The 21,575-nt window shown below is 55.6% G+C and carries 22 protein-coding genes and 1 tRNA gene; 8 read left to right on the forward strand and 15 right to left on the reverse strand.

The annotated features are described in order from the left end of the window. Nucleotides 1-27: 27 nt before the first annotated feature. Nucleotides 28-510 carry a pantetheine-phosphate adenylyltransferase gene (coaD, locus tag MHFGQ_RS10305; RefSeq protein ID WP_106004156.1) on the reverse strand — a complete coding sequence of 161 codons (483 nt, stop codon included), beginning with the start codon at nt 508-510 and terminating at the stop codon, nt 28-30. 82 nt (nt 511-592) lie between these two features. Further along, nucleotides 593-4,018 carry a DNA polymerase III subunit alpha gene (locus MHFGQ_RS10310; protein WP_106004155.1) on the reverse strand — a complete coding sequence of 1,142 codons (3,426 nt, stop codon included), beginning with the start codon at nt 4,016-4,018 and terminating at the stop codon, nt 593-595. A 133-nt stretch (nt 4,019-4,151) separates the two neighbouring features. Here MHFGQ_RS10310 and MHFGQ_RS10315 point away from each other — a divergent pair, with 133 nt between their 5' ends. Continuing rightward, nucleotides 4,152-4,475 (forward strand): YtrH family sporulation protein, encoded by a 324-nt coding sequence (locus tag MHFGQ_RS10315; RefSeq protein ID WP_106004163.1) that lies wholly within the window; start codon nt 4,152-4,154, stop codon nt 4,473-4,475. Further along, nucleotides 4,475-4,990 carry a hypothetical protein gene (locus MHFGQ_RS10320; protein ID WP_106004154.1) on the forward strand — a complete coding sequence of 172 codons (516 nt, stop codon included), beginning with the start codon at nt 4,475-4,477 and terminating at the stop codon, nt 4,988-4,990. The genes MHFGQ_RS10315 and MHFGQ_RS10320 overlap by 1 nt, the downstream gene beginning before the upstream one ends. Here the strand turns inward: MHFGQ_RS10320 and MHFGQ_RS10325 are convergent. Both MHFGQ_RS10325 and MHFGQ_RS10330 read right to left on the reverse strand, forming a co-directional pair. Further along, a complete protein-coding gene (locus tag MHFGQ_RS10325; RefSeq protein WP_106004153.1) occupies nt 4,915-5,154 on the reverse strand; it encodes a small, acid-soluble spore protein, alpha/beta type in 240 nt (79 codons plus the stop codon). The genes MHFGQ_RS10320 and MHFGQ_RS10325 overlap by 76 nt on opposite strands. Nucleotides 5,155-5,172: 18 nt before the next feature. Next, nucleotides 5,173-6,321, reverse strand: coding sequence for a YkvI family membrane protein (locus tag MHFGQ_RS10330; protein WP_106004152.1), 1,149 nt, complete (start codon nt 6,319-6,321; stop codon nt 5,173-5,175). A 129-nt stretch (nt 6,322-6,450) separates the two neighbouring features. Here MHFGQ_RS10330 and MHFGQ_RS10335 point away from each other — a divergent pair, with 129 nt between their 5' ends. After that, a complete protein-coding gene (locus tag MHFGQ_RS10335) occupies nt 6,451-7,368 on the forward strand; it encodes a selenium metabolism-associated LysR family transcriptional regulator (protein ID WP_106004151.1) in 918 nt (305 codons plus the stop codon). Here the strand turns inward: MHFGQ_RS10335 and MHFGQ_RS10340 are convergent. Continuing rightward, nucleotides 7,342-8,367 carry a YeiH family protein gene (locus MHFGQ_RS10340; protein ID WP_106004162.1) on the reverse strand — a complete coding sequence of 342 codons (1,026 nt, stop codon included), beginning with the start codon at nt 8,365-8,367 and terminating at the stop codon, nt 7,342-7,344. The genes MHFGQ_RS10335 and MHFGQ_RS10340 overlap by 27 nt on opposite strands. A gap of 200 nt (nt 8,368-8,567) precedes the next feature. Here MHFGQ_RS10340 and MHFGQ_RS10345 point away from each other — a divergent pair, with 200 nt between their 5' ends. Further along, nucleotides 8,568-8,990 (forward strand): ferritin-like domain-containing protein, encoded by a 423-nt coding sequence (locus MHFGQ_RS10345; protein WP_106004150.1) that lies wholly within the window; start codon nt 8,568-8,570, stop codon nt 8,988-8,990. A gap of 9 nt (nt 8,991-8,999) precedes the next feature. Here the strand turns inward: MHFGQ_RS10345 and MHFGQ_RS10350 are convergent, their stop codons facing one another. From MHFGQ_RS10350 to MHFGQ_RS10360, 3 genes are read right to left on the reverse strand one after another with little or no spacing between them, the layout of a single operon-like run. Next, complete coding sequence (locus tag MHFGQ_RS10350) at nt 9,000-10,127, reverse strand: GerAB/ArcD/ProY family transporter (protein ID WP_106004149.1); 1,128 nt, start codon at nt 10,125-10,127, stop codon at nt 9,000-9,002. Continuing rightward, nucleotides 10,128-11,276, reverse strand: coding sequence for a Ger(x)C family spore germination protein (locus MHFGQ_RS10355; RefSeq protein WP_343105503.1), 1,149 nt, complete (start codon nt 11,274-11,276; stop codon nt 10,128-10,130). A 23-nt stretch (nt 11,277-11,299) separates the two neighbouring features. Next, nucleotides 11,300-12,862, reverse strand: a complete 1,563-nt coding sequence (locus MHFGQ_RS10360) for a spore germination protein (protein WP_106006622.1) — start codon at nt 12,860-12,862, stop codon at nt 11,300-11,302. Between the two features lie 137 nt (nt 12,863-12,999). Between MHFGQ_RS10360 and MHFGQ_RS10365 the strand changes: the two genes are divergently transcribed. Beyond that, nucleotides 13,000-13,078: transfer RNA gene (locus MHFGQ_RS10365), tRNA-Pro, on the forward strand. 70 nt (nt 13,079-13,148) lie between these two features. Here the strand turns inward: MHFGQ_RS10365 and trmL are convergent. Beyond that, on the reverse strand, nt 13,149-13,613 hold the full coding sequence (gene trmL / locus MHFGQ_RS10370; RefSeq protein ID WP_106006621.1) for a tRNA (uridine(34)/cytosine(34)/5-carboxymethylaminomethyluridine(34)-2'-O)-methyltransferase TrmL: 465 nt from the start codon (nt 13,611-13,613) through the stop codon (nt 13,149-13,151). 21 nt (nt 13,614-13,634) lie between these two features. Continuing rightward, on the reverse strand, nt 13,635-13,916 hold the full coding sequence (locus MHFGQ_RS10375) for a DUF503 domain-containing protein (protein WP_245907928.1): 282 nt from the start codon (nt 13,914-13,916) through the stop codon (nt 13,635-13,637). Between the two features lie 86 nt (nt 13,917-14,002). Between MHFGQ_RS10375 and MHFGQ_RS10380 the strand changes: the two genes are divergently transcribed. Then, the gene (locus tag MHFGQ_RS10380) at nt 14,003-15,925 is read left to right on the forward strand and encodes an aconitate hydratase (protein WP_106006619.1); all 1,923 of its coding nucleotides are present in this window, start codon (nt 14,003-14,005) and stop codon (nt 15,923-15,925) included. A 95-nt stretch (nt 15,926-16,020) separates the two neighbouring features. Here the strand turns inward: MHFGQ_RS10380 and MHFGQ_RS10385 are convergent, their stop codons facing one another. After that, nucleotides 16,021-16,395: an ATP-binding protein gene (locus MHFGQ_RS10385; RefSeq protein ID WP_106006618.1), complete on the reverse strand. Its 375-nt coding sequence runs from the start codon at nt 16,393-16,395 to the stop codon at nt 16,021-16,023. A gap of 29 nt (nt 16,396-16,424) precedes the next feature. Next, a complete protein-coding gene (nth, locus tag MHFGQ_RS10390; RefSeq protein WP_170066429.1) occupies nt 16,425-17,102 on the reverse strand; it encodes an endonuclease III in 678 nt (225 codons plus the stop codon). 98 nt (nt 17,103-17,200) lie between these two features. Here nth and MHFGQ_RS10395 point away from each other — a divergent pair, with 98 nt between their 5' ends. Continuing rightward, entirely contained in the window at nt 17,201-17,644 is a 444-nt protein-coding gene (locus tag MHFGQ_RS10395) for an OsmC family protein (RefSeq protein WP_106006617.1), read from the forward strand. A 58-nt stretch (nt 17,645-17,702) separates the two neighbouring features. Here MHFGQ_RS10395 and pckA read toward each other — a convergent pair whose 3' ends face one another. From pckA to MHFGQ_RS10410, 3 genes are all read right to left on the reverse strand, one after another. Beyond that, complete coding sequence (gene pckA / locus MHFGQ_RS10400) at nt 17,703-19,283, reverse strand: phosphoenolpyruvate carboxykinase (ATP) (protein WP_106006616.1); 1,581 nt, start codon at nt 19,281-19,283, stop codon at nt 17,703-17,705. A 157-nt stretch (nt 19,284-19,440) separates the two neighbouring features. After that, complete coding sequence (locus tag MHFGQ_RS10405) at nt 19,441-19,734, reverse strand: carboxymuconolactone decarboxylase family protein (protein ID WP_106006615.1); 294 nt, start codon at nt 19,732-19,734, stop codon at nt 19,441-19,443. Nucleotides 19,735-19,895: 161 nt separating this feature from the next. Continuing rightward, nucleotides 19,896-20,888: a hypothetical protein gene (locus MHFGQ_RS10410; RefSeq protein ID WP_106006614.1), complete on the reverse strand. Its 993-nt coding sequence runs from the start codon at nt 20,886-20,888 to the stop codon at nt 19,896-19,898. A 231-nt stretch (nt 20,889-21,119) separates the two neighbouring features. Here MHFGQ_RS10410 and MHFGQ_RS10415 point away from each other — a divergent pair, with 231 nt between their 5' ends. Continuing rightward, on the forward strand, nt 21,120-21,452 hold the full coding sequence (locus tag MHFGQ_RS10415; RefSeq protein ID WP_106006613.1) for a cupin domain-containing protein: 333 nt from the start codon (nt 21,120-21,122) through the stop codon (nt 21,450-21,452). Nucleotides 21,453-21,575 lie beyond the last annotated feature (123 nt).

Raw genomic sequence — 21,575 nt, forward strand, 5'->3', positions numbered from 1 at the left:
ATCCCCCTTTTCTTTATTTAAAATGGCCTATAGAAAACCATAACGTTTTAACAAGGCCTGTTCAACTTCCGGCGGCACCAGGCCGCGAATACATCCGCCCAGAGAAGCCACCTGGCGGATGATACTGGAACTAATAAAGGAATATTCTGTGGCCGTCATTAAAAACACGGTTTCCAGGTCGCCGGCGAGTTTTTTATTCATGATGGACATTTGGAATTCATACTCAAAATCCGATACAGCCCGCAGACCCCGTACGATAGCTACAGCCCCTTCCTGCCGGGCAAAATCGACCAGCAGTCCGGAAAAAGATTTGACCGTAACCGTCGGCCAATCCCGCGTCACGTCACGTACAAGTTGGACCCTTTCTTCGAGGGAAAACAGGGTATTTTTGTAATTATCTTGGGCCACGCCGACAACGACGCGATCAAAGATCTCAACAGCCCGGCGGATAATATCCAGATGTCCGTTGGTGATAGGGTCAAAGGTACCAGGATATACAGCTACCCTCAATAGCTGTCACCCCCTTTTCTCCTTATTTTTAGCTAATTCCACTCCTCGATAGATATTCCTGCTTATATAAACCTTTAATTTATCATTTTTCTGGTACTAATTTAACTTTATCTTGCCCACCAAGGAGGGTGGCCAAACTGGACAAAAGCGCCGGCACGGGATTGACCCAGAGGCGGCGGTCGAGGATAAAAGTACGCCCTTCGTTGCTTAAATACAGGTACACCGGGCAGTCGCCGGGATAAGCCTTTAAAACCTCCTGTAGCGCCGCCCTTAGTCCCTTGTCCGCCAGCTTCAGGTACAACCGCGGCCCAACCTCGCCGTTATTCTCAGGGGCGGCGCTCCGGCAGGCTGATACCTGTTTTATCTCCTCGGCCAAAATTTGGACGCCTTCCTCCTGTTTGTCGATACGGCCCTTTATTAGAACCACCGCCTCGGGCGCGAGCCAGGTACGGATTTTGCCGTAAAGGCGGGGAAAGAGAACGACCTCCACCTGGCCGCCGAAATCCTCCAGGTTGAGTACGGCCATGGTTTCCCCGTTGCGTGTTATAAGTCTACGCATTCCGCCGACCAGGCCGCCGACGACCACCTGGCTGCCGTCGGATAAATCGGCTAATTCAGCCAGGGTATGGGACACGGCCCGTTTTAAAGTTGCGGCATAGGGCTCCAGGGGATGACCACTTAGATAAAAACCCAACAGTTCTTTTTCCATAGCTAGAATATCAGCCATGGTAAAATCGGGTATTTCCGGCATAGGGGGCCCTGCAATATCCTCCGGTATCATCTCCAGCAAGGACATCTGGCCGCTGCGGCGTTCTTCCTGGCGCTGGGCCGCCAGCTCAAAACATGCATCAAGGACTGCTAGCAGCTGCCGCCGGTTGGGATGCAAAGAGCTAAAGGCACCGCAACGAATAAGGCTTTCAACCACCCTTTTATTGGCATGTCTTGAATCCACCCGGCGACAGAAGTCCAGGAGGGAAGTAAAGGAGCCACCTGCTTCCCGGGCGGCGATGATGGCTTCTACGGCGGTACGGCCGACGTTTTTGACTGCCGCCAGTCCGAAACGGATGTGCCCCCCGCTAACGGTGAAATCTATGCCGGATTCATTGACGTCCGGCGGTAAAACTTTGATGCCCATGCGGCGGCATTCGGCAAGATAGGGACCCATTTTATCCAGATGTTCCGCCACGCTGGAAAGCAGGGCTCCCATAAGCTCTGCCGGGTAGTGGGCCTTGAGATAGGCCGTTTGATAGGCCACCATGGCATAGGCCGCCGAATGGCTGGCGTTAAATCCATAGCCAGCAAAGTATTCCATAAGTTCAAATATTTTAGCGGCAGTCTCAACTGGTATTCCTTTACGATGGGCTCCGTCAAGAAAGTGCTCACGCTGGGCGGCCAGGACTTCCGGCTTTTTTTTGCCCATGGCCCGGCGTAAAATATCGGCCTGACCCAGGGTAAAGCCGGCCAATTCGCTGGCTATGCGCATGACCTGCTCCTGATACAGGATGACGCCGTAGGTGTCCCTTAGGATAGGTTCCAGGGCGGGGTGGAGGTAGGTAATGGGTTTTCGGCCGTGCTTGCGCTCGATAAAATCCTCGACCATACCGCTTCCCAGGGGACCGGGGCGGTAAAGGGCCACCAGGGCGATAATATCTTCAAAGCGTTCCGGCTTGAGTTCCCTTAATATAGCCCGCATGCCGCCGCTCTCCAGTTGAAAGATCCCGCTGGTTTCTCCGCTGGCAAGGAGTTGGTAAGTATCCCGGTCGTCTAAGGGCAGGTTGTCCAGATCTATCAGGCGGCCGTGGTTTGCTTCAACGGCCCGGCAGGCCCGTTCGATGACCGTCAGGGTACGCAGACCCAGAAGGTCCATCTTTAAAAGACCCAGTTCTTCGACCACCTGCATGGGAAACTGGGTTGTCACGACCTCGCCGTTTTTCTGCAGGGGCAGGTAGTGAATCAGCGGTTCCCGGGTGATGACAATGCCGGCGGCATGGGTGGAGGCGTGGCGCGGCATACCCTCCAACGCCCGGGCCGTATCCAGGAGTTCGCGTACCTCTTCGCTTTTTTCGTAGCTTTCCTGCAGTTCCGGCATAGTGGCCAGAGCTCGTTCCAGGGTGATGCCCGGTTCCAGGGGGATCAACCGGGCGATGCGGTCGACTTCGCTTAAAGGCATGCCTAAAACACGACCCACATCCCTGACGGCTCCCCTGGCGGCCATGGTACCGAAGGTAATAATCTGGGCCACGTGCTCCCGGCCATATTTTTCTTGTACATACTGGATAACCTCATCCCGGCGTTCAAAGCAGAGGTCGATGTCGATATCAGGCATGCTTACCCGTTCGGGGTTGAGGAAACGCTCAAAGAGGAGGTTGTAACGCAGGGGATCGATGGAAGTTATACCCAGACAATAGGCTACTAAGCTGCCGGCAGCCGAACCCCTGCCCGGGCCTACGGGAATTCCCTGTCGGCGGGCAAAGTTGACGATATCCCAGACGATGAGAAAATACCCCGGGTACCCCATCTGTTCGATTATTGACAATTCATAATCCAGGCGCTGCCTCGCCCTGCCGTCATCACTGGGGTAACGCCGGCTTAAACCTTCATGGCAGAGACGCCGCAGGTAACTTGCCGCGTCCTCTCTCTCCGGTACCCGGTAAGCAGGAAGGTGCAGCCGGCCGAAGGTAAACTCAAAGTTGCACCGTTCGGCAACGGCCAGGGTGTTGGTCAGGGCGGAAGGTACCTCTTTAAACATGTCCACCATTTCCGCGGCCGTTTTTAAGTAAAATTGGTCGTTGGGGAAGCGCAGGCGATTGGGGTCGTCAAGGGTCTTACCCGTTTGAATGCAGAGAAGGACGTCGTGAAGGCGGGCCTGTTCCCGGGTAATGTAGTGAACGTCGTTGGTGGCCACCAGGGGCACATCCAACCTTCGGCTTATCTCAACGAGCCCGGCATTGATCTTCCGCTGTTCCCTGAGTCCTTGATCCTGGAGTTCTAGATAGAAATTCTCGCGGCCGAATACATCCCGCAGCCAGGCGGCCGCTTCCCGGGCCTTATCGGGCCGATCTTTTAAAAGCCAATCAGGTACCTCGCCAGCCAGGCAGGCGCTTAAAGCAATGAGGCCTTCGCTGTGCCGGCTCAATAGCTCCCTGTCCACCCGCGGTTTGTAATAAAAGCCCTCTAAATAGGCGGCAGAAACCAGGGCCGTGAGGTTGCGGTAGCCCCTTTCATCGGCGGCCAAAAGCACGAGATGATACTGGTAATCGTCTTTATGGGGTTCCCGGTCATGGCGCGAACGGGGCGCCACATAAACCTCGCAGCCGATAATCGGCTTAATCCCTTCCTCCCTAGCTGCCTTGTAAAAATCCACCGCTCCGTACATCACCCCATGATCCGTCAGGGCCAGAGCCGGCATCCCCATCACCCCGGCGGCCCTGACCAGATCCTTTATGCGGCAGGCCCCGTCGAGAAGGCTGTATTCACTATGGACGTGAAGGTGGACAAAGTTGTTCATGGGGAGTCATTTCTACACCCATCTCTAAATTCCTCTTGTAGGGCTCCGGCATAGGCCGGCCCCCGTACCCGTATAATTAAAAGTAGGGGGCTTGTTGGGGCTGAACCGCAAAAAGGGCGGAGGTATTATCCCGGTGGATGATTTTTTCTCCAGGCTCCTACTTATCTTTTTTACTGCCCTGGGGGTCGTCCTGGGGGCCGCTTTAATCGGCTCCCTCGCTGCCGTCCTCGTCGGGCAACCTCCTTTACGGACCATGACCCGTCTGGCCCTGGAAATAAAGATCTGGGCTATCGCCGCCGCCATGGGCGGTACCTTCAGCGCCATCGAAATCCTGGGTCAGGGTCTTCTGGAAGGCCAATTCCGCGTGCTGGTCAAGCAGGTGTTATTTATCATCGCCGCTTTTATCGGGGCCCAGATCGGTTACTGGCTCATTCACAACCTGGCCGGAGGTAAGTAATGCGTTATCTGGCTCTTTTTATATTAGGGCTTCTCCTGGGTGCCGGCCTGACCAACCTCCTCATGGCCCGCCAGCAAGAGCAACTTCACCTGGCCCGTTCGGAATTGGAACAGCGTCTGGTGGCGGCCAATGAAGAGCTGGTCCAGTTAAAAGAAAATCTGGACCGGGAAAGCCGCTTGGCCATTGTTGCCATCGAACCAGTTATAATTTTCAGCGGCGACAGGCCTCCGGCAGTGGAAGGACGCGCCCTCACCCAGGCCCTCAGCCAGGAGGTGCAAGACATTCTGGCTCCCTTGAAGGGTCAGGACGTGCGCCATTTAAACCCGGCCCTTGTCCCCGCAATGATCGACGGCCGCACCGTCAAGGTCAACGGCCGCCAGTTTAAACTCAAGGTTACCCTCCTCTTAATCAGCGATAAAGTAATCGTCCACGTCCAGGCTCAAGGGCTGCCGGCGTCCGTATCGTCGTCAACAGTATCCCTGATGGCCGGTTGGCCCGCCAACGTGGCCATATAAGCAGAACCCATCTTCATCCTCGCCAGCATACCTCCTATCCTGCCGCTTTCCGCCGCGCTCAAGGCCCCCCAGCCCTCTTTTTTTATTTTATCCAGCAGGCCCAGCTCAGCGGCCACTTCCAATTTTAGGGCCAGGGATTCCGGATCTGTTTTTTTCTTACCCATAAATGCATCACCTGCATTTTAATTCTTTTCTTCCCCGTCTTTCCCGGTATACCCTTCTAGAAGGGGTTTACGGGCTGGAGCCGGTGCAGCTCGCGTTGCAGGGGCAATCTGCGACGTCGACCAGAACTGCCTTAAAATGGAATGAAACAATGCCCCCAAGAGCAGAAGCCCGGCATAACCGACAAGGGGGAAAAGGGTGCCCACCAGACGGGAAAAACCGAACTGTGAAGATATCAAGGCCACAATGCCGGCTCCTATTGCCAGCCAGCGAAAACCTTTCCCTCCCTGCCGGGCCATCCGGGCACTAAAACCATAGAGGCTGCTAACAGCAGTAGTATAAATCTCTGCCAGCAGAACGGCACTGTAGAAGACACGCAAAAAAGGGTTAAAACTACCGGCTATGTGCAGCATGGGGACTTCTACGGCAGTTGCCGCAGGGACAGTGGCAAGCAGTGCCAGGACAATAGCCATAGCCCCCCCTCCCAGGCCAAGGCCGCCCAAAAGGGCACCCGGTAGAAGATTTTCTGAACGGCTTCGGGCTCCCAGGGGAGCCAGTACCGCTATCGACAGGATGAGATTATAAGAAACATATAACAGGGCCGCCAGGAGCCAGAAAGGCACAACAGCCCTGGGCACCAGACTCCAGGAAAGGTTGGCCAGGAGGACGGGTAGATTTTGGGATATCGTTAAGATGCTTATTCCTACTACTGTGGCTACCAGAACCGGTGCTACCAAACTAATGGAACTTATTACTTTGTTGATACCCGCCAGAACGGTGATTAAGGTAAGAAGTATCATTAAACTGCTGCCCAGCCAAGACGGCAGGTGAAATTCCTGGCTAAAAATAGCCCCGGCACCGGCAGCCATGACAGCCGTAGCACCAAAAAGAAAAAAAGTAGTAATAGCATCTACCGCTTTACCAATCCAATTGCCAGCGGCCCTGTTCATCACTTCAAGATGGGATTCGGCTGCTAGTTGATGTCCCAGGCGTAAGACGGCGTAGCCAAAAAAGATAAAAAGAGCCGTTGCCAGGATAAGACCCACAATTCCCCACATCCCAAAATAGCCAAAAAACTGCAGTACCTCCTGGCCGGAGGCGAAACCGGCACCCACGACGGTACCGATATATGTGGCGGCGATCCGCCAGGTAGAATACCGTTTGTCCATAGCAGGTTTTATTATGCCTAAATGAACAGCCGCACATACAGTTTAGATTGCCAAGGCTTTAAATAAAGACTCTTGCAATGTATAGACCGGCAATTGAAAAACTGTTATAGTTTTTAATGGTGATGCCCCTTGCTCGATACGCAAATGCTTGTCTTTAAAGCCGTGGCCGAACAAAAAAGTTTCTCCCGCGCCGCCCAACTCTTGCACCTGACCCAACCCGCCATCAGCCTCCACATTCAGACCCTGGAAGAGTATTTCGGTACCCGCCTTTTGGAACGCAGCAACCGTCAGGTCACCCTTACCGAGGCCGGGCGTATCCTCTATAACTACGCCCAGGAGCTCAGCAGGCTCTACAACGAAGCCCAAAAGGCCCTGGCCGAGATCGGCGGGAAAGTCAGGGGACAGCTGGTCGTCGGGGCCACCCTCACCATCGGCGAATATCTCCTTCCCCGTTTTACCGGGCAGTTCAAAAAGCAGTATCTCGATGTGGATATAACCGTTCAAATAGCCAACACCCAGGAGATAATCCGTCGGCTTCTGGCCGGGGAACTGGATTTAAGCGTCATCGAGGGCCAGATAGAGCATCCCAACCTTATCCAGGAAGATTTCTTCCAGGACGAACTGGTGATAATCGTCTCCACCAATCACCCCTGGAGCTGCCGCGGGGAAATCACTCCAGAAGAGCTGCAGGCGGAACCTTTAATCCTGCGGGAGAAGGGTTCCGGGACCAGACAGGTGGCCGAAGCCGGTTTAAAGCAGGTGGGTTTAAATCCGGCAAACTTAAAGGTCATAATGGAGCTCGGCAGCACCCAGGCCATTAAGGAAGCCGTGGAAGCGGGGCTGGGAGCGGCCATTATTTCGCGGCTGGCCGTAAAAAAAGAGAGCAGACACAACCTGCTCAGGGAAGTAAGGCTTAAGGGCGCCGATTTCCGGCGCACCTTTCACCTTGCTTACAGCCGCCATAAACACCACAGCGCCGCCGCCCAGGCCTTTCTTGATTTTTTGCGCGCCACCCCTCCGTTAACGCGCCCAGAAGGCGATGAATAGGAAAAGGGTTAAACTGAGGATGGCCGAACCCGCCAGCCCGGTAAACATCCCCTTAGCGCCGACCCTTTTAATCATATCCACATCTACGTTGAGGCCCAAACCGGCCATGGCCGTGGTGAGGAGAAATACCCCGATCTGGATCAGGGCGGCCGTCAAGGAAGCCGGCAGGATGGCCAGGGTATTGAGGCCGCTTAACGCCAGAAAGCCCAAAATAAACCATGGAACCTGCAACTGACGCCACTTCCGACCGGCATCCTGCTGATGGCGCGGAGCAAAAACTAGACCCAGTACCAGGACCACCGGTACGAGGAGGGCCACCCTCGCCAGCTTTACGAGAATGGCGATATCTGTACCGGCCGTACCGCCGGCCTGGGCGGCAGCGATGACATGGGCCAATTCATGGAGGCTGCTCCCGGCCAATAAACCGTACTGGTAAGATGTTAAATAAATGGATTGATAGATAAAAGTATAAATTATCGTAAACAGTGTACCAAGGAGGGCGATAACAGCCACCGCCACAGCCGTTTCATCGTCCCTGGATCTGACTACCGGTGCTACGGCGGCAATGGCCGCCGCCCCACAAATGCCCGTCCCGGCGGCGATGAGCAAGGTTAACCTTTTATCAAGGCCCACCCTGCGCCCTAAAAAGGTGATTGCGCCAAAGGCCAAGGCAACGGCAAAGGCGGCAAGGATAACGACCCGGGGACCGGCGGCAACTATCTTGGGTATATCCAGACGGAGCCCCATAAGGATAATGCCGTAGCGCAGAATTTTTTTACCGGCATAATTTATGCCCACCTCGGCCGTAGCTGGAACCCCCATAACGGTTCGCCAGGCGATGCCCAAAAGTATGGCCAGCACCATGCTCCCCATGATGTTTAATATCGGCAGGAGGGCCAGCTGCCGGGCCACCACGGCCAGGACTACGGCCAGGCCCACGCCCTGGATAACTCCAAGGCCATAGCCGGCCCTTACGGCGGCAAGGCTTTTGCTTGCCATCAACATCCTCTCCCTTCCTCTTCAATTTTAAACCCAGGATAACACGGTTCCGTCCGCGGTGTAAAATACATAAAACTTATGGCTTCCATTAGCGGGCTTTTATTTTTTACGATGAAAATCTTGACAGCTCGGGTGGAAGGATATAAAATAAAGATAAAGTTATTCAGTAATAGTTATTATTATTGAAGGAGGATGCAGATATGACCGAACTGGTCAACGAGGTTAAACTGGGAGTCACCAAAGGTACTGTAGTGGAGGACGCCGTCGAGGCCAATTTCAAAGGGGAAACCATGGAGGTCGGCCTGTATCTGGCCATGGCCCGTCAGGCCATGCGGGAAGGTTACCCGGAAGTGGCCCAGGTACTGGAGAAAATCGCCTGGGAAGAGGCCGAGCACGCCGCCCACTTTGCCGAACTAAACGGCAAGATCAGCGCCAGCACCAAGGAAAACCTGGAAAAGATGCTGGCCGGCGAGCTGGGGGCCAATAAGGGCAAACGCGAGGCCGCCGTCAAGGCTAAGGAAAACAACCTCGATCACGCCCACGACTTCTTCGATGAATCATCCCGGGACGAAGGCCGCCACGCCCGGGCCCTGGAAGGTCTCCTCAACCGCTACTTCAAGTAAGTTTATAAATTACCTTTTCCTGCCGGGAAATTTCCCGGCTTTTTCTTTAAGCCTGCCGGGAAAACGAATAACGGCGATTATATAGAGGAACACCGGTATTACCCATAGATAAGCAAAACCCAGGGGCTGTAAAAAATAAAAAAAACTTTTCACCTCGAGGTTGCTTTTCGGAAGGCGGGCGAGGAAGAAAACGAAGGGCAGATAAAAAAAGACAAGGGGGCGGTAATCCTTTAACTTAAACATGCTGCTGCCGGCAAGATATGCCCCGGCCCAGAGCAGGGCCGTAACGGTGGGAAAGGCCAGGAGAATCCACAGGGAGATAAAAAGGAGGCTGATGCGTTCGATAAAGGTGCCGGCAAACTCGGCAAGCTGGGTGACGGTCAGCCCCGGAATTACCGTGCGCTTGAGTGTTTCAGCCCCCAGAACGCCCTGGCAGGTGGTCAAAACGGTAATGACGACGGCCATGATCAGCAGATACCCCTTGCCAGCCGCCCTCCAGGCCTCGTTGGGCTGCTGCATGAAAGGCACCAGAATCAAAAAAAGGCTCATTTCTTCGGCGTTGCTGATGCGCCAAAAGGCCAGTTGCAGGACCGGCCAGGGCCCCCGGGGCATGATGGGGAGGAAATTGTCCAGGCGGAGATGGGGCAAAACCAGGACAAAGAGGAGCATAAGCAACGGCAAAGTAACAATGGTGATGATGATGCAGGCCCGCGCTAGAGGTTCCAGCCCTTTAGCGGCCAGATAGGCGGCCGCTAAAAGTAAAGAGGCGAGGACTACTTCGGCCGGTGTGCGTGCCAGCAGAGAGTTTTTGACCACATCGGTGGTGATGCGGGCCACATGGGCCGCCAGGGCCAGCCAGTAAAAGGCAAGACCCAAACTCAAGGGCCAGGCTAGCCAGCGGCCGACAATCTTCCGGCTGAAGCCGAAAAAGTCTTCCTCGGGAAATTTCATGGCCAGATGGGTGAGGATATAAACGGCCGCAAGGCTGAACAGGGTTTCCAGGGGGGAAACCAGCCACGTATCTACCCCCACCTTTTCGGCGATATCCCTGGCGCCCATCAGCGTACCCACTTCGATCATGGCGGCGACGGTTAAAAAGAAGGCTTCATCGGTGCCGATCTTTTCCCGGGTTAACATTTAGCTCACCAATCCTGTTCCAAGGATTTTTACCTTTACCTGCAGCGTAACCGGAATCCCGGCAAATATCTGAGGCCACTGCTCTTTCATCCCTTCCCACCGGTGCGGCCACTTTTTTTCTATCCTACGGCCGAAGCCCAGTACGTCGGCCCGATACTGACGCTGCAGCTTGCTCATAACCTGCTGCAGGCGCTCCGTGATTACAGCCTCGGCTTTCCCCTCCACCAGTTGCAGATCGCCGGCTTTCAAAATGCCGGGGTTGCCCATTTTCTCGGCTATTCGGCCGTTAAATTCTATTTTCACCTCAAAGCTTAAACTCTCATTTTCCATCTTGGGTTTTATCTCCGGTTTAATCTTGCAGAACTCTAAGCTAAAAACGTTATCCAGTTCCGGTACTGGTACGACCAGGACGTCACAACCCTTCGTTTCCCCGGTTATCCACAGGGCGGCCTGGGTCTCTTCCGGGCTGAGCCATCCCACCAAGCGCCCCCTGTGTATCACCCCCGTCCCGGCGACCTGGGGCTTACCGTCAGGTAAAACCTTGACCCTGGCTAATAAAATGTCCTCCCCGGCATCGAGGGCGACCAGTACTTCCTGGAGAGAATGCTTGACAAAGCGGGTGGTCTTAATTACTTGTTGCATCTCATCATTTAAAAACATGCTGACGCTGCGGGCAAACTCGGGACGGCCTTCCATTATAGCAGCGGCGTCTCCTTCGGCCAGGAGGACATTTATGGCCACATAGCTCTCCCGGTTGCGCGTCCACCAATCCAGAACCGACTGCAGGGCGTCACGGCGGGCCAGTTCCTCCCCTAAAACAATTATTTTCTGGTGGCCGAAGAAGAGGGTCCGCTCAGAGCGTGTGGCCCCTTTATTGATGGCCTCGGCAAAGGTGGCCCCCGTTAAGGTTAAACGCCAGGTAGGCATGGTGTCGCCCCCTTGACCACCATCACCCCCGCCGCCCCCGCCTCCTCCCCGGGCAACCATCCGGCGCAAAATGGGCATTTCCAGGGTAATCTTCCAGGGTTCGGCCGCCCGCCCGCCTTCAGCCGCCAGGTCCACGGCCGCCCCCAGGACCAGGGCCCGGCGTTCCAGGTCTTTGTTGTCCCAGCAGCCGCCCAGGAAAATCAAACACAAAAATAACGTCAACCAGAGTACACCCTTCTGTCTCATTATTTCTTTTCACCCATGCGTCTGAATTCCCGTGGCTTTAGATAAGCCGGGCGCAGGCGCTCCCTGAAAAGGGGCGCGCGATAGATGCTGTCCTTTAAATCTCTGGCTGTCCAGGGCGCCCAGGGTTTAAGATAAGGAACGCCGAAGCTTTTTAACGAAACTATATGGGTAAGGATGATCATCAATCCTAAAATAATACCGTACAGGCCCAAAAGGGCGGCCATAATCATTAAAAAGAAGCGTAAAATTCTTAAGGAGATCGCTGCGTCATAACTAGGTACGACAAAGCCAGCAATGGCCGTAAGGGACACGACGATTACCATGGCCGAGCTGACGATTCCCGCCTGGACCGCCGTCTGGCCCAGGATGAGGGCCCCCACCACCCCCAGGGTTTCCGCCAGGGGGCCCGGCAGACGAATGGCCGCCTCCCGCAATAGTTCCAGGACTGCTTCCATAATAAAGGCCTCAATAATAGTTGGAAAAGGCAGGCCTTCGCGGCCGGCGCCGATGGACATGGCCAGAGAGGTGGGGATCATCTCGGGCGTAAAGGATACCATGGCAATGTAAAATGACGGCAGCATCAGGGCCAGAAAGGAACCGCTGAACCGCAGAAGGCGGATCAAAAAGGCGATAAACCAGCGGTGGTAGTGGTCCTCCGGGCTATGCATCAAAGAGTTGAAGGTCGCCGGTATAATCAGGGCAAAGGGGGTATTGTCGGTCAGAACGACCACCCGCCCTTCCAGGAGGGCGGCGGCGGCCTCGTCCGGCCTTTCCGTGTTCTGAAGCTGGGCAAAGGGCGAATACCATTTATCCTCTATAAACTGCTCGATGTAGCCGCTCTCCAGGATGCCGTCGATGTCGATTTTTTTAAGGCGGCGGTCCACCTCGGCTATAAGTTCGGGGTTGGCAACGCCTTCAATGTACATGAGACCGACCGTCGTCTGGCTGCGCCGCCCCATGAAATATGTCTTGAATTTCAGTTGGGGATCACGCAGGCGACGGCGCAGGAGGGCCGTATTGATCCGCAGGCACTCGGAAAAACCCTCCCGGGATCCCCTGATGAGGGCTTCCGCCTGGGGTTCTTCCACCCCCCGGTGTTCCCAGCCGCAGACGTCAACGGCCAGGGCCCGGTTTATGCCTTCAAGAAATAACAAGGCAAACCCGCTTAAGATACACCGGCATGCCTCCCGGAATTCCGTTATTTCCCGTACATTGGCCACCGTCAAAAGGGAATCCCTTACCAAACGGTACAATTCAAAGCCTTCGTCCGCCGCCAAGGGTACGGTGAGGGGGCCCTGTAAAAGAATCGATTTCATGATCTCGTCGTTGACCAGTTCGTTGTTCACCAGGCCGTCGACGTAAACGAGGGCCGCCTGGCGCCCCGTGATCCCGCCAAGGCGCATCCGCCGGAAAACCACGTCGTCGCAGGCGGCAAAAATAGCCTCCAGGATATCCACATTGGCCATAAGGCTGTATTGGACCGGCAGCGCTGCTGCCTGACCTTCGTTGACCAGGGGTTGTTCCTTATTTCTACGTCCCAGGTATCGCCAGGATTTAACCATAGGGTTACTCCTTATAATGTTATAATGCAGTTTTATCTTGCCTGGAAAACAAGTAAAATATAACCATAAAGCACCTTCTTTTTAGCAAAAAGGTACATTGACTTTAATGGGGGTTTTGATCTATAATTGTCTTGCATCGGGATGTAGCTCAGCTTGGCTTAGAGCGCACGGTTCGGGACCGTGAGGTCGCTGGTTCGAATCCAGTCATCCCGACCATTTTTTATAAAGAAAAAAAGGCCTATCTCCCGAAGGGATGGGCCTTTTTAATTATCTTTTTTACGGTCATCTACACCAGACCGGGAAAGGCCAGCTGGCGCAGGGCTTCGTAGAGGACCAGGGCCACGGTGTTGGCCAAATTCAGGGAACGGAGCCCCGGCCGCATGGGAATGCGCAGCACCCTCTCCCCGGCCGGCTCCAGGATGGAAGGCGGCAGCCCCCGGGTTTCCGGGCCGAAGACGAGGAAATCTCCAGGACAATAAGCAGCCTCCGTGTAATGGCGGCGCCCCTTGGTCGATAGGTAATAGCAAGAGGCTTCCGGATAGGCCGCCAGGAAATCCTGCCAGCTGTTATGTTCCCGGATGGTTACCTCCTGCCAGTAGTCCAGACCGGCGCGTTTCAAGTGCCTTTCGTCCAAGCGGAAACCCAAGGGATGGATTAAATGGAGTATCGCCCCGGTAGCAGCGCAGGTACGGGCGATATTGCCGGTATTTTGGGGAATCTCCGGCTGGTAGAGGACGACGTGCAACGGCAAGGCAAACCGCCCCCTTTTGCTTTAAAATAGCTCCGTATGATAATCGATAAGCTCAATATCTCCCTGGATCTGCAAAAATTCCAGGATGGCTGCCAGGATGCTGTCGGCATGGCTCCCGGCTGTGCTTACACAGGCAATGCCTATTTCCGCCTCCCGATGGCGGTCATGCAGTCCCACTTCGGCGGCGGCGACGTTAAAGCGATTGTGCAGACGGGTGAGCAGGCTTTTTAACACCCGCCGTTTGTCCTTTAAACTCCTGGCCCCAGCGATGCGCAAGGTAGCCCGGCCGACCCCGATTACCATCAGGGGCATCCCCTTTCCGGGTTCACATTCCCCTTGGATTCTGTTATATTATAATGGACTACAGCCATAAGAGAGGAGGAACCGATTTGGGCCAAAATATTGCCCAAAAAATAATCGGTCAACATCTGGTGGCCGGCAAGATGGTGCCCGGCGAAGAGGTGGCTATCCGCATCGACCAGACCCTGACTCAGGACGCCACCGGCACCATGGCCTACCTTCAATTAGAAGCCATGGGCATTCCCCGGGTGCGGACCAAACTTTCCGTCAGCTATGTGGATCATAATACCCTGCAGACCGGCTTTGAAAACGCCGACGACCACCTTTTCCTGCGGACTATTGCCGCTAAATACGGCATTATCTTCTCCCGTCCCGGCAACGGCATCTGCCACCAGGTACACCTGGAGCGCTTCGCCGTACCGGGGACAACCCTCCTGGGCTCCGACAGCCACACCCCCACCGCCGGCGGGGTCGGCGCCTTAGGGATAGGCGCCGGCGGCCTGGACGTCGCCGTGGCCATGGCCGGCGGGCCCTTCTATTTTAACATGCCGGCCGTCGTTCGTGTCAATTTGCACGGCCGCCTGTCCCCCTGGGTCAGCGCCAAGGACATTATCCTGGAGGTTTTGCGGCGCCTGACTGTCAAAGGGGGCGTCGGTAAAATCATCGAGTACGGCGGCGACGGCGTGGCCACCCTTTCCGTGCCGGAACGGGCCACCATCACCAATATGGGCGCCGAGCTGGGGGCCACCACTTCCATCTTCCCCAGCGACGAGGTTACCCGGGCCTTCCTGGCTGCCCAGGGTAGGGAGGCTGATTGGGTAGAATTAAAACCGGATCCCGATGCGGTTTACGATGAGGTAATCGATATCGATCTTGGCAGCCTGGAACCCCTGGTGGCCAGACCCCACATGCCGGACAACGTGGCTACCGTGCGCGAGGTAGGGCCCATTAAAGTCGATCAAGTGGCCATAGGCAGCTGCACCAATTCCTCTTATGCCGATCTTATGCGGGTGGCGGCCATCCTTAAAGGCAGGCGCGTCCATCCCGACGTCAGCCTGGTCATCGCCCCCGGTTCCCGCCAGGTCCTGCGCATGCTGGCCGCCAACGGCGCCCTGGCCGACCTGGTCACGGCGGGGGCGCGGATACTGGAGTGCGCCTGCGGTCCCTGCATCGGCATGGGACAGGCTCCCCCCTCGGGCGGCGTTTCGGTGCGGACCTTCAACCGCAATTTTAAAGGCCGCAGCGGCACGGCCGACGCTTACGTTTACTTGGTCAGCCCGGAAGTCGCCGCCGTTACGGCCATCAACGGGTTTTTAAGCGATCCCCGGGAGCTGGGCGAGCCCATTAACATCGCTCTGCCGGAAAGGTTCCCCGTGGACGACGGCATGTTTATTTTCCCGCCGGAAGACGGCTCTGCAGTAGAAATCCGGCGCGGTCCCAACATCAAGCCCCTGCCCCTTCCCGAGCCGCCGCGAGGATTGATTGAGGCACCGGTCCTTTTAAAAACCGGCGACAACATTACCACCGACGATATTTCCCCGGCCGGTGCCAAATACCTGCCCCTGCGCTCCAATATTCCCGCCCTGGCCGAGCACGCCTTTGAGGGGATTGATCCCGGCTTTGCCCGACGGGCTAAGGAAGCCGGACGGGGCATCATCGTCGGCGGGCAAAACTACGGCCAGGGTTCCAGCCGCGAACACGCCGCCCTGTGCCCCATGTATCTGGGCGTCAAAGCCGTTATCGCCAAATCCTTCGCCCGCATCCACCGCAGCAACCTGGTCAACTTTGGTATCCTGCCTTTAACCTTTGTTGACCCGGCCGACTATGACCGGATCGAACCCGGTGACACTCTGGCTGTTGATTTGCGTGGCGGCCTGGATCAGGACGAAGTCCCGGTAACCAACGTTACGAGGGGCTTTACCTTTAAGGTGCGCCACGGGCTATCTCCCCGCCAGCGGGCTATCATCTTGGCCGGTGGGTTGCTCAATTACACCAAAAAGCAGTCTATATAGTAAAAGCAGTCGATGGCTTTAGGAAAAATGTTTAAGGGGCTAGACGCGGTAGCTTTTTACCCATCTAGCCCCTTTTTAATTTTCTTTTTCAGTCTTTAGCCGTGGATTAACACCGGCAGGCAGCGGGTGCAGACCCAGGTACTCTCGCCGTGGTAGCGGGCGAAGAGGAGCACGGCACGGCTTTCGTCGGCGCTGCAGCGCAGACAGCGTGGCGCCGTACCTTCCGCCCTTTTGGCGGCCAGGTTTTCTTCCGCGGCAGCGGGGTCGAAGGCCGGGGCCTCCCGTTCTTCAATGCTTAAGGCCCCGGTGGGACACACGTTCAGGCAGACCCCGGCGCCGTCACAAAGCTCTTCCCGCAGTACCTTGGCCTTACCATCGACAATCTCAATGGCCCCTTCGGCGCAAGGCGATACGCACAGACCGCAGCCAGTGCACTTTTCTTCATCTATGCGGACGATTTTGCGTTTCATAAAATCACCTTCTCAATAGATTTGTCTGCTTATATTTTATCGCCTTTATCTTTAGCCGAATGTGATGCCTCCCCCCGCTTCTTGTGATCCGCATCACGACAGTAACTCTTGACTACACATTCCCCGCATTTCGGAGCTCTAGCCCTGCAGACCGCCCGGCCGTGGTGGATGAGGAGGTGATGGGCCTCGTTGCGAGTGCCGGAAGGCAACACGGTCATCAGCTGCCTTTCCGTCTCCCGGACGTCTCCGGCCGTTGCCAGACCCAGGCGGTTGGCCACCCGGAAAACATGGGTGTCGACGGCAATGACGTCACGGCCGAAGGCGTTGGCAAGGACCACATTGGCCACCTTGCGCCCCACCCCCGGCAGTTCCAGAAGTTCCTCCAGGGTGTCCGGCACCCGACCACCGTATTTTTCCACCAGCATACGGCAGGCGGTCACCAGGTGTTGCGCCTTCATGCGGTATAGGCCCAGGCTTTTGATGCACGCCGCCACCTCTTCCGGCTCCGCCCCCGCTAACTCCGCAGCGGTGGGATAACGCCGGAAAAGCTCCTGGGTCACCTTGTTTACCTGATCGTCAGTGGTCTGGGCCGAAAGCACGGCCGCCACCAGGAGTTCAAAGGGATTGTCATATTTAAGGCGCGATTTTGCGCCCGGATAGGCGGCACGCAATGTTTTTAAAATCCCTTCCACCTTTTCTTTCTCCATAAATCCCAGCTCCATTATACACTTCATTTGACACCTATGATTGTTTGTGATAGCTTTAATTAAAGCATAAAAAATATCCATGGGAAAGGATGAACGGTATGGCAAAAACCACCTTCAGTGCTACCGTGCGCTGGTCAGGAGAAGGCCTTTACTGCGAAGGTGAAGCCCGGGGATTTAAAGTGGCCGTGGATGAGCCGGAAGAATTAGGCGGTAAAAATAAAGCCATGAACCCGGTGGAACTCCTCCTCTGCTCCCTGGGAGGCTGCATGTCCATCTGCGCCGCCGCCTTCGCCCCGGCCTGCCATGTAGAACTTAAAGATTTCCGGGTGGAGCTGGAAGGCGATTTGGATCCCGACGGCTTTCTGGGCAAAAACCGCGAGGTCCGTAAAGGTTACCAGGAGATCCGCTACCGCATTTACATAGAATCTCCTTCCCCGGAGAGCAATATAAAACGCCTGCTGGATCTCATAGAAGAACGTTGTCCGGTGTCCGACACCCTGAAGGGCGTGAAAGTCGTCCGGGTCACCGACGTCAATAAATAACTCTACAGCAAGAAAGCCGGTTTGTACCGGCTTTCTTCCTGCATCAAGTTATTCCAAGTCACTTTCCTACAGGTCCCGCCGCGCGGATCTCCTGCGGTGCTTCGTGGAATTTACGGAAGTTGTCGTTAAACAGCCCGGCCAGTCTGCGGGCCATAGCCTCATATTTTTCCGGCTCCGCCCAGGTATTGCGGGGATTCAAAATCTCTGCGGGTACACCCGGGCAGCTCGTAGGCACCAGGAAACCGAAGATGGGATCGCGGACAAACTCCACCTTTTCCAGGTGACCGTTTAACGCCGCCCGCACCATGGCACGGGTATAGGGCAGGCTCATACGCCGGCCGATACCGTACGGCCCACCCGTCCACCCGGTGTTGACCAGGTAAACATTGGCGTTATGCCTGGCAATCCTCTCGCCCAGGAGGTCGGCGTAAACAAAAGGTGACCGAGGCAAAAAGGGTGCCCCGAAGCAGGTGGAGAAGGTGGCCTGGGGATCGGTAATCCCCCGTTCCGTACCGGCCAGTTTGCTGGTATAGCCGGAGAGGAAATGGTACATGGCCTGTTCCCGGGTGAGTTTGGCTATGGGCGGCATAACGCCGAAGGCGTCGGCGGTGAGAAAGATCACCGCCCGTGGGTGACCGCCTATACCGGGGATGACGGCGTTGGGAATGAAGTCTACCGGGTAGGCGGCACGAGTGTTTTCCGTCAGGGCGTCGCTGTCGTAGTCAATTGCCCTCGTTTCGGGATCCACGACCACATTCTCAAGGACGCTGCCGAAACGAATGGCGTTATAAATCTGCGGTTCATGCTCGGCGGAGAGCTTGATGCACTTGGCATAGCAGCCGCCTTCAAAATTGAAGATGCCGTTATCCGACCAGCCGTGTTCGTCGTCACCGATGAGGCGCCGTTCCGGGTCGGCCGAGAGGGTGGTTTTGCCGGTGCCGGAAAGGCCGAAGAACAGGGCCGTATCCCCCGCCGGTCCCATATTGGCCGAACAATGCATTGGGCAGACGCCCCGCTCCGGCAAAAGATAATTCATGGCGGTAAAGATAGACTTTTTCATCTCGCCGGCGTAGGAAGTCCCGCCGATGATTACCAGACGCCGGTCGAAGTTTAAAATGATAAAGGCTTCGGAATGAGTGCCGTCTTCTTCAGGATCGGCCATGAAACCGGGGGCACAGATAACGGTAAACCCCGGCGCATGTCTGGCCAGTTCGTCAGCTGAAGGACGGACAAAAAGCTGATGGACGAAGAGGTTTTGCCACGCATATTCATTGATAATCCTGATGGGCATGCGATAGAGCGGGTCGGTGCCGACGAAACCGTCAAAAATGAAGAGGTCCCTTCCCTGAAGGTACGCTGTAAAGCGTCTGTAGAGGCGTTCAAAATTCGCCTCGGTCATCGCCTGGTTGACGCCGCCCCAGCTGATGCTGTCGTGCACGGCCGGGGTATCTACGAAAAACCTGTCTCCGGGTGAACGGCCGGTATACTTTCCGGTTATTACACTTAAGGCACCGTTGGGGGCGAGAATGCCTTCCCCCCGGGCTAGGGCCACTTCCACCAGCCGTGCAGGCGGGAGATTGCGGTAAAGTTTTCCTGTATTTATTATACCCAATTTTTCCAAACCGAGAGTATTACCCACGATTTCTCCCTTCCCTTTATTACTGGTTTATGATCTTTTGCAATATATCATAAGCCCGGCGGGAAGGTCAACAAAACGGCCACATGTATACAGTACACTTAATATGTCGTCGACCACGGTCTTCCTACCATGGTCGACGTATTAAACGCCACCTCCCTTACCTGTAGGCGGCGCCGCCCGTGGCCAGAACGCCGTTGCCGGCGACAAAATAGGCCAGGCGCAGGGCTTCCCTGATTTCCTCCTCGCTGGCGCCGAGATCGCGGGCCTGCCGGGCCAGGACGGCCACCCCTTCACTGGCTCCGTGGGCGGCATCCAGGGCAAGGGTAATCAGGGTTTTGGTTTTGGCGTCCAGGGCGCCGGGAGCCATGGCCGTTTCCGCCACGGCTTTGACAGCCCGGTAGAACTCCGGGTCCCGTTCCGCCAGGGCTTCAATAAAGGGTGGTAAGGGCATTTTAATATCGCCTCCATTTATGATATATGGCAGATGGAAGGTTAGAATCTGGCTTGGAGCAGCTAAGGCCGATTCTTGATGGCAACCTCCCTATTCCTGCTCATTTACATATTCTCCCTGCAAAAACGATTTCCTGCCAAGGTCTCGCCGGTGATAGCTCGCTAATATGAAGAGTTCCCGGCTAAATAAGTTTTCAGGGCCAGGAGCAGAACGCCCGCCTCGGCGGCGTGGTAAGGCCAGGGGTGTCCCCGGCCGATAATATCTTCCTCAAGCCCTTCTACGTAACGGCGCACCCGCCAGTTGTCTCCCATCAAAGCGGCGGTGTAAACCACCAGGGTAGTCAAGAAATTTTCCGGTTTCGTCTGTAGGTACCAGTCGGGATAGTTGCGGAGAAAATTGGCGTACAGGCGCCTAGCGTTTTCTTCTTGCGGATGAAGAACGCCGGTTATGATAGGGAAAAGCTGGGCCAGGGCATCAGGGTACCAGCGCCGCCAGTTGGGCCGCCGGCGCAGCCCGGCGCGATAAATTGCCGGGCAGTAACCGCCGTTACACCGCATTTTGGTCTCCAGGGCCTTTTTAACTTTTCCGGCCAGGACTTCATACCTTTCTGCTTCTCCTTCCTTCCCGGCCTTAATCAGGAGCCAGGCGTAATCCTTTAACCCCCGATAAACCTCGCAGTTGTCCATCAGGTACTTCACCCGCCAGTCCGGCCGGGCCAGGGTGAGATTGTCCTTTTGTAACGTTGCCAGCATGCCCCCTGCTACAACTTCCAGTTCCGGCCAGTGGGCTTCCACCCATTCCCTGTCACCGCCGGCCTCATAATAAAACCGCACCAGCGTGAGAAAAGTTGCGGCATAAGAGTCGGAGGAATCGTAACCGTAGGTAGGGACCTCCATGCCCTCCTCATCCAGGTAATAATCATATACGGTACCAGTGACGCCGAAGCGATCTGGTCTTTCCAGACGGGACAGATACCAGTGCAGGTAAGCCTGTATACGTGGAAGGTGCAGGCCCCAGGCCGCGGGACCGTAAAGGGCCAGATGGGCGAAATAGGGTACGATCTTCGCTTGACCCGGATAGGCGGTGACCACCGCCCCGCTGCTCAACTGCTGGCTTAAAATCCAGTCTGCTTCCTGGCGGATAAGGGCTTCCATATAAAAAATCACCCCTACCATATGGTATGGCGGTGGTGTTTATTCTAGCATTATTTGTTCTAGCATTGATGCGGGGATTTGGCCTCCGGTTCGGCGACACAACTGGAAGACTTGATCCGGGAGGCCGACCTGGCAATGTATCGCGATAAATTTAAGTGATTTACATCACTGCTTTCCTATATAAAAAACTTTAAAATAAAACAAAACCATAAACCATAGGAGGAATAATATATGGAAATCATTCGTATCGCCGAGCTGCCGCAGCAGGTAACCCCGAGGGGCGTTAAGGCCCGGACTGTACTTGACGTCCCCTACATCAACATCATGAATCTGACTTTGAACCCCGGTGACGAGGTACCGTCCCACACCACGCCGGTGGACGTCCTCTTCCACATCATTGAGGGTGAAGGCTCCGTAACTGTGGGACCGGAAACGGCGAAGGTCAAAGCCGGGGAAATAGTAGTCAGCCCGGCCGGTATCCCCCACGCGTTAAATGCCGATGCCGGCACCATTTTCAGCGTCCTGGTAATGAAAATACCCAACCCCAAAGGGAAAGCCAAATAAAACTGTACCCATGACCCAGCCCGGTGGGAGGAATTTCGCCCCTGGCTCCCGATAACAGCCCCGATACAGCGGGCGCCGTACCAAAGCTTTTGTTCTCGATGAAGTATAGGGAGAAGACGCGGT

Source organism: Moorella humiferrea, assembly GCF_039233145.1.
GTDB lineage: Bacteria > Bacillota > DSM-521 > Neomoorellales > Neomoorellaceae > Neomoorella > Neomoorella humiferrea.

What these genes read in the sequence shown, in the direction of transcription:
- MHFGQ_RS10310 (WP_106004155.1), bottom strand. Translation starts at nt 4,018, where the DNA reads ATGAACAACTTTGTCCACCTTCACGTCCATAGTGAATACAGCCTTCTC.
- MHFGQ_RS10320 (WP_106004154.1), top strand. Translation starts at nt 4,475, where the DNA reads ATGCGTTATCTGGCTCTTTTTATATTAGGGCTTCTCCTGGGTGCCGGC.
- MHFGQ_RS10325 (WP_106004153.1), bottom strand. Translation starts at nt 5,154, where the DNA reads ATGGGTAAGAAAAAAACAGATCCGGAATCCCTGGCCCTAAAATTGGAA.
- MHFGQ_RS10330 (WP_106004152.1), bottom strand. Translation starts at nt 6,321, where the DNA reads ATGGACAAACGGTATTCTACCTGGCGGATCGCCGCCACATATATCGGT.
- MHFGQ_RS10340 (WP_106004162.1), bottom strand. Translation starts at nt 8,367, where the DNA reads ATGGCAAGCAAAAGCCTTGCCGCCGTAAGGGCCGGCTATGGCCTTGGA.
- MHFGQ_RS10345 (WP_106004150.1), top strand. Translation starts at nt 8,568, where the DNA reads ATGACCGAACTGGTCAACGAGGTTAAACTGGGAGTCACCAAAGGTACT.
- MHFGQ_RS10350 (WP_106004149.1), bottom strand. Translation starts at nt 10,127, where the DNA reads ATGTTAACCCGGGAAAAGATCGGCACCGATGAAGCCTTCTTTTTAACC.
- MHFGQ_RS10360 (WP_106006622.1), bottom strand. Translation starts at nt 12,862, where the DNA reads ATGGTTAAATCCTGGCGATACCTGGGACGTAGAAATAAGGAACAACCC.
- MHFGQ_RS10375 (WP_245907928.1), bottom strand. Translation starts at nt 13,916, where the DNA reads ATGGTAATCGGGGTCGGCCGGGCTACCTTGCGCATCGCTGGGGCCAGG.
- MHFGQ_RS10385 (WP_106006618.1), bottom strand. Translation starts at nt 16,395, where the DNA reads ATGAAACGCAAAATCGTCCGCATAGATGAAGAAAAGTGCACTGGCTGC.
- nth (WP_170066429.1), bottom strand. Translation starts at nt 17,102, where the DNA reads ATGGAGAAAGAAAAGGTGGAAGGGATTTTAAAAACATTGCGTGCCGCC.
- MHFGQ_RS10395 (WP_106006617.1), top strand. Translation starts at nt 17,201, where the DNA reads ATGGCAAAAACCACCTTCAGTGCTACCGTGCGCTGGTCAGGAGAAGGC.
- MHFGQ_RS10405 (WP_106006615.1), bottom strand. Translation starts at nt 19,734, where the DNA reads ATGCCCTTACCACCCTTTATTGAAGCCCTGGCGGAACGGGACCCGGAG.
- MHFGQ_RS10410 (WP_106006614.1), bottom strand. Translation starts at nt 20,888, where the DNA reads ATGGAAGCCCTTATCCGCCAGGAAGCAGACTGGATTTTAAGCCAGCAG.
- MHFGQ_RS10415 (WP_106006613.1), top strand. Translation starts at nt 21,120, where the DNA reads ATGGAAATCATTCGTATCGCCGAGCTGCCGCAGCAGGTAACCCCGAGG.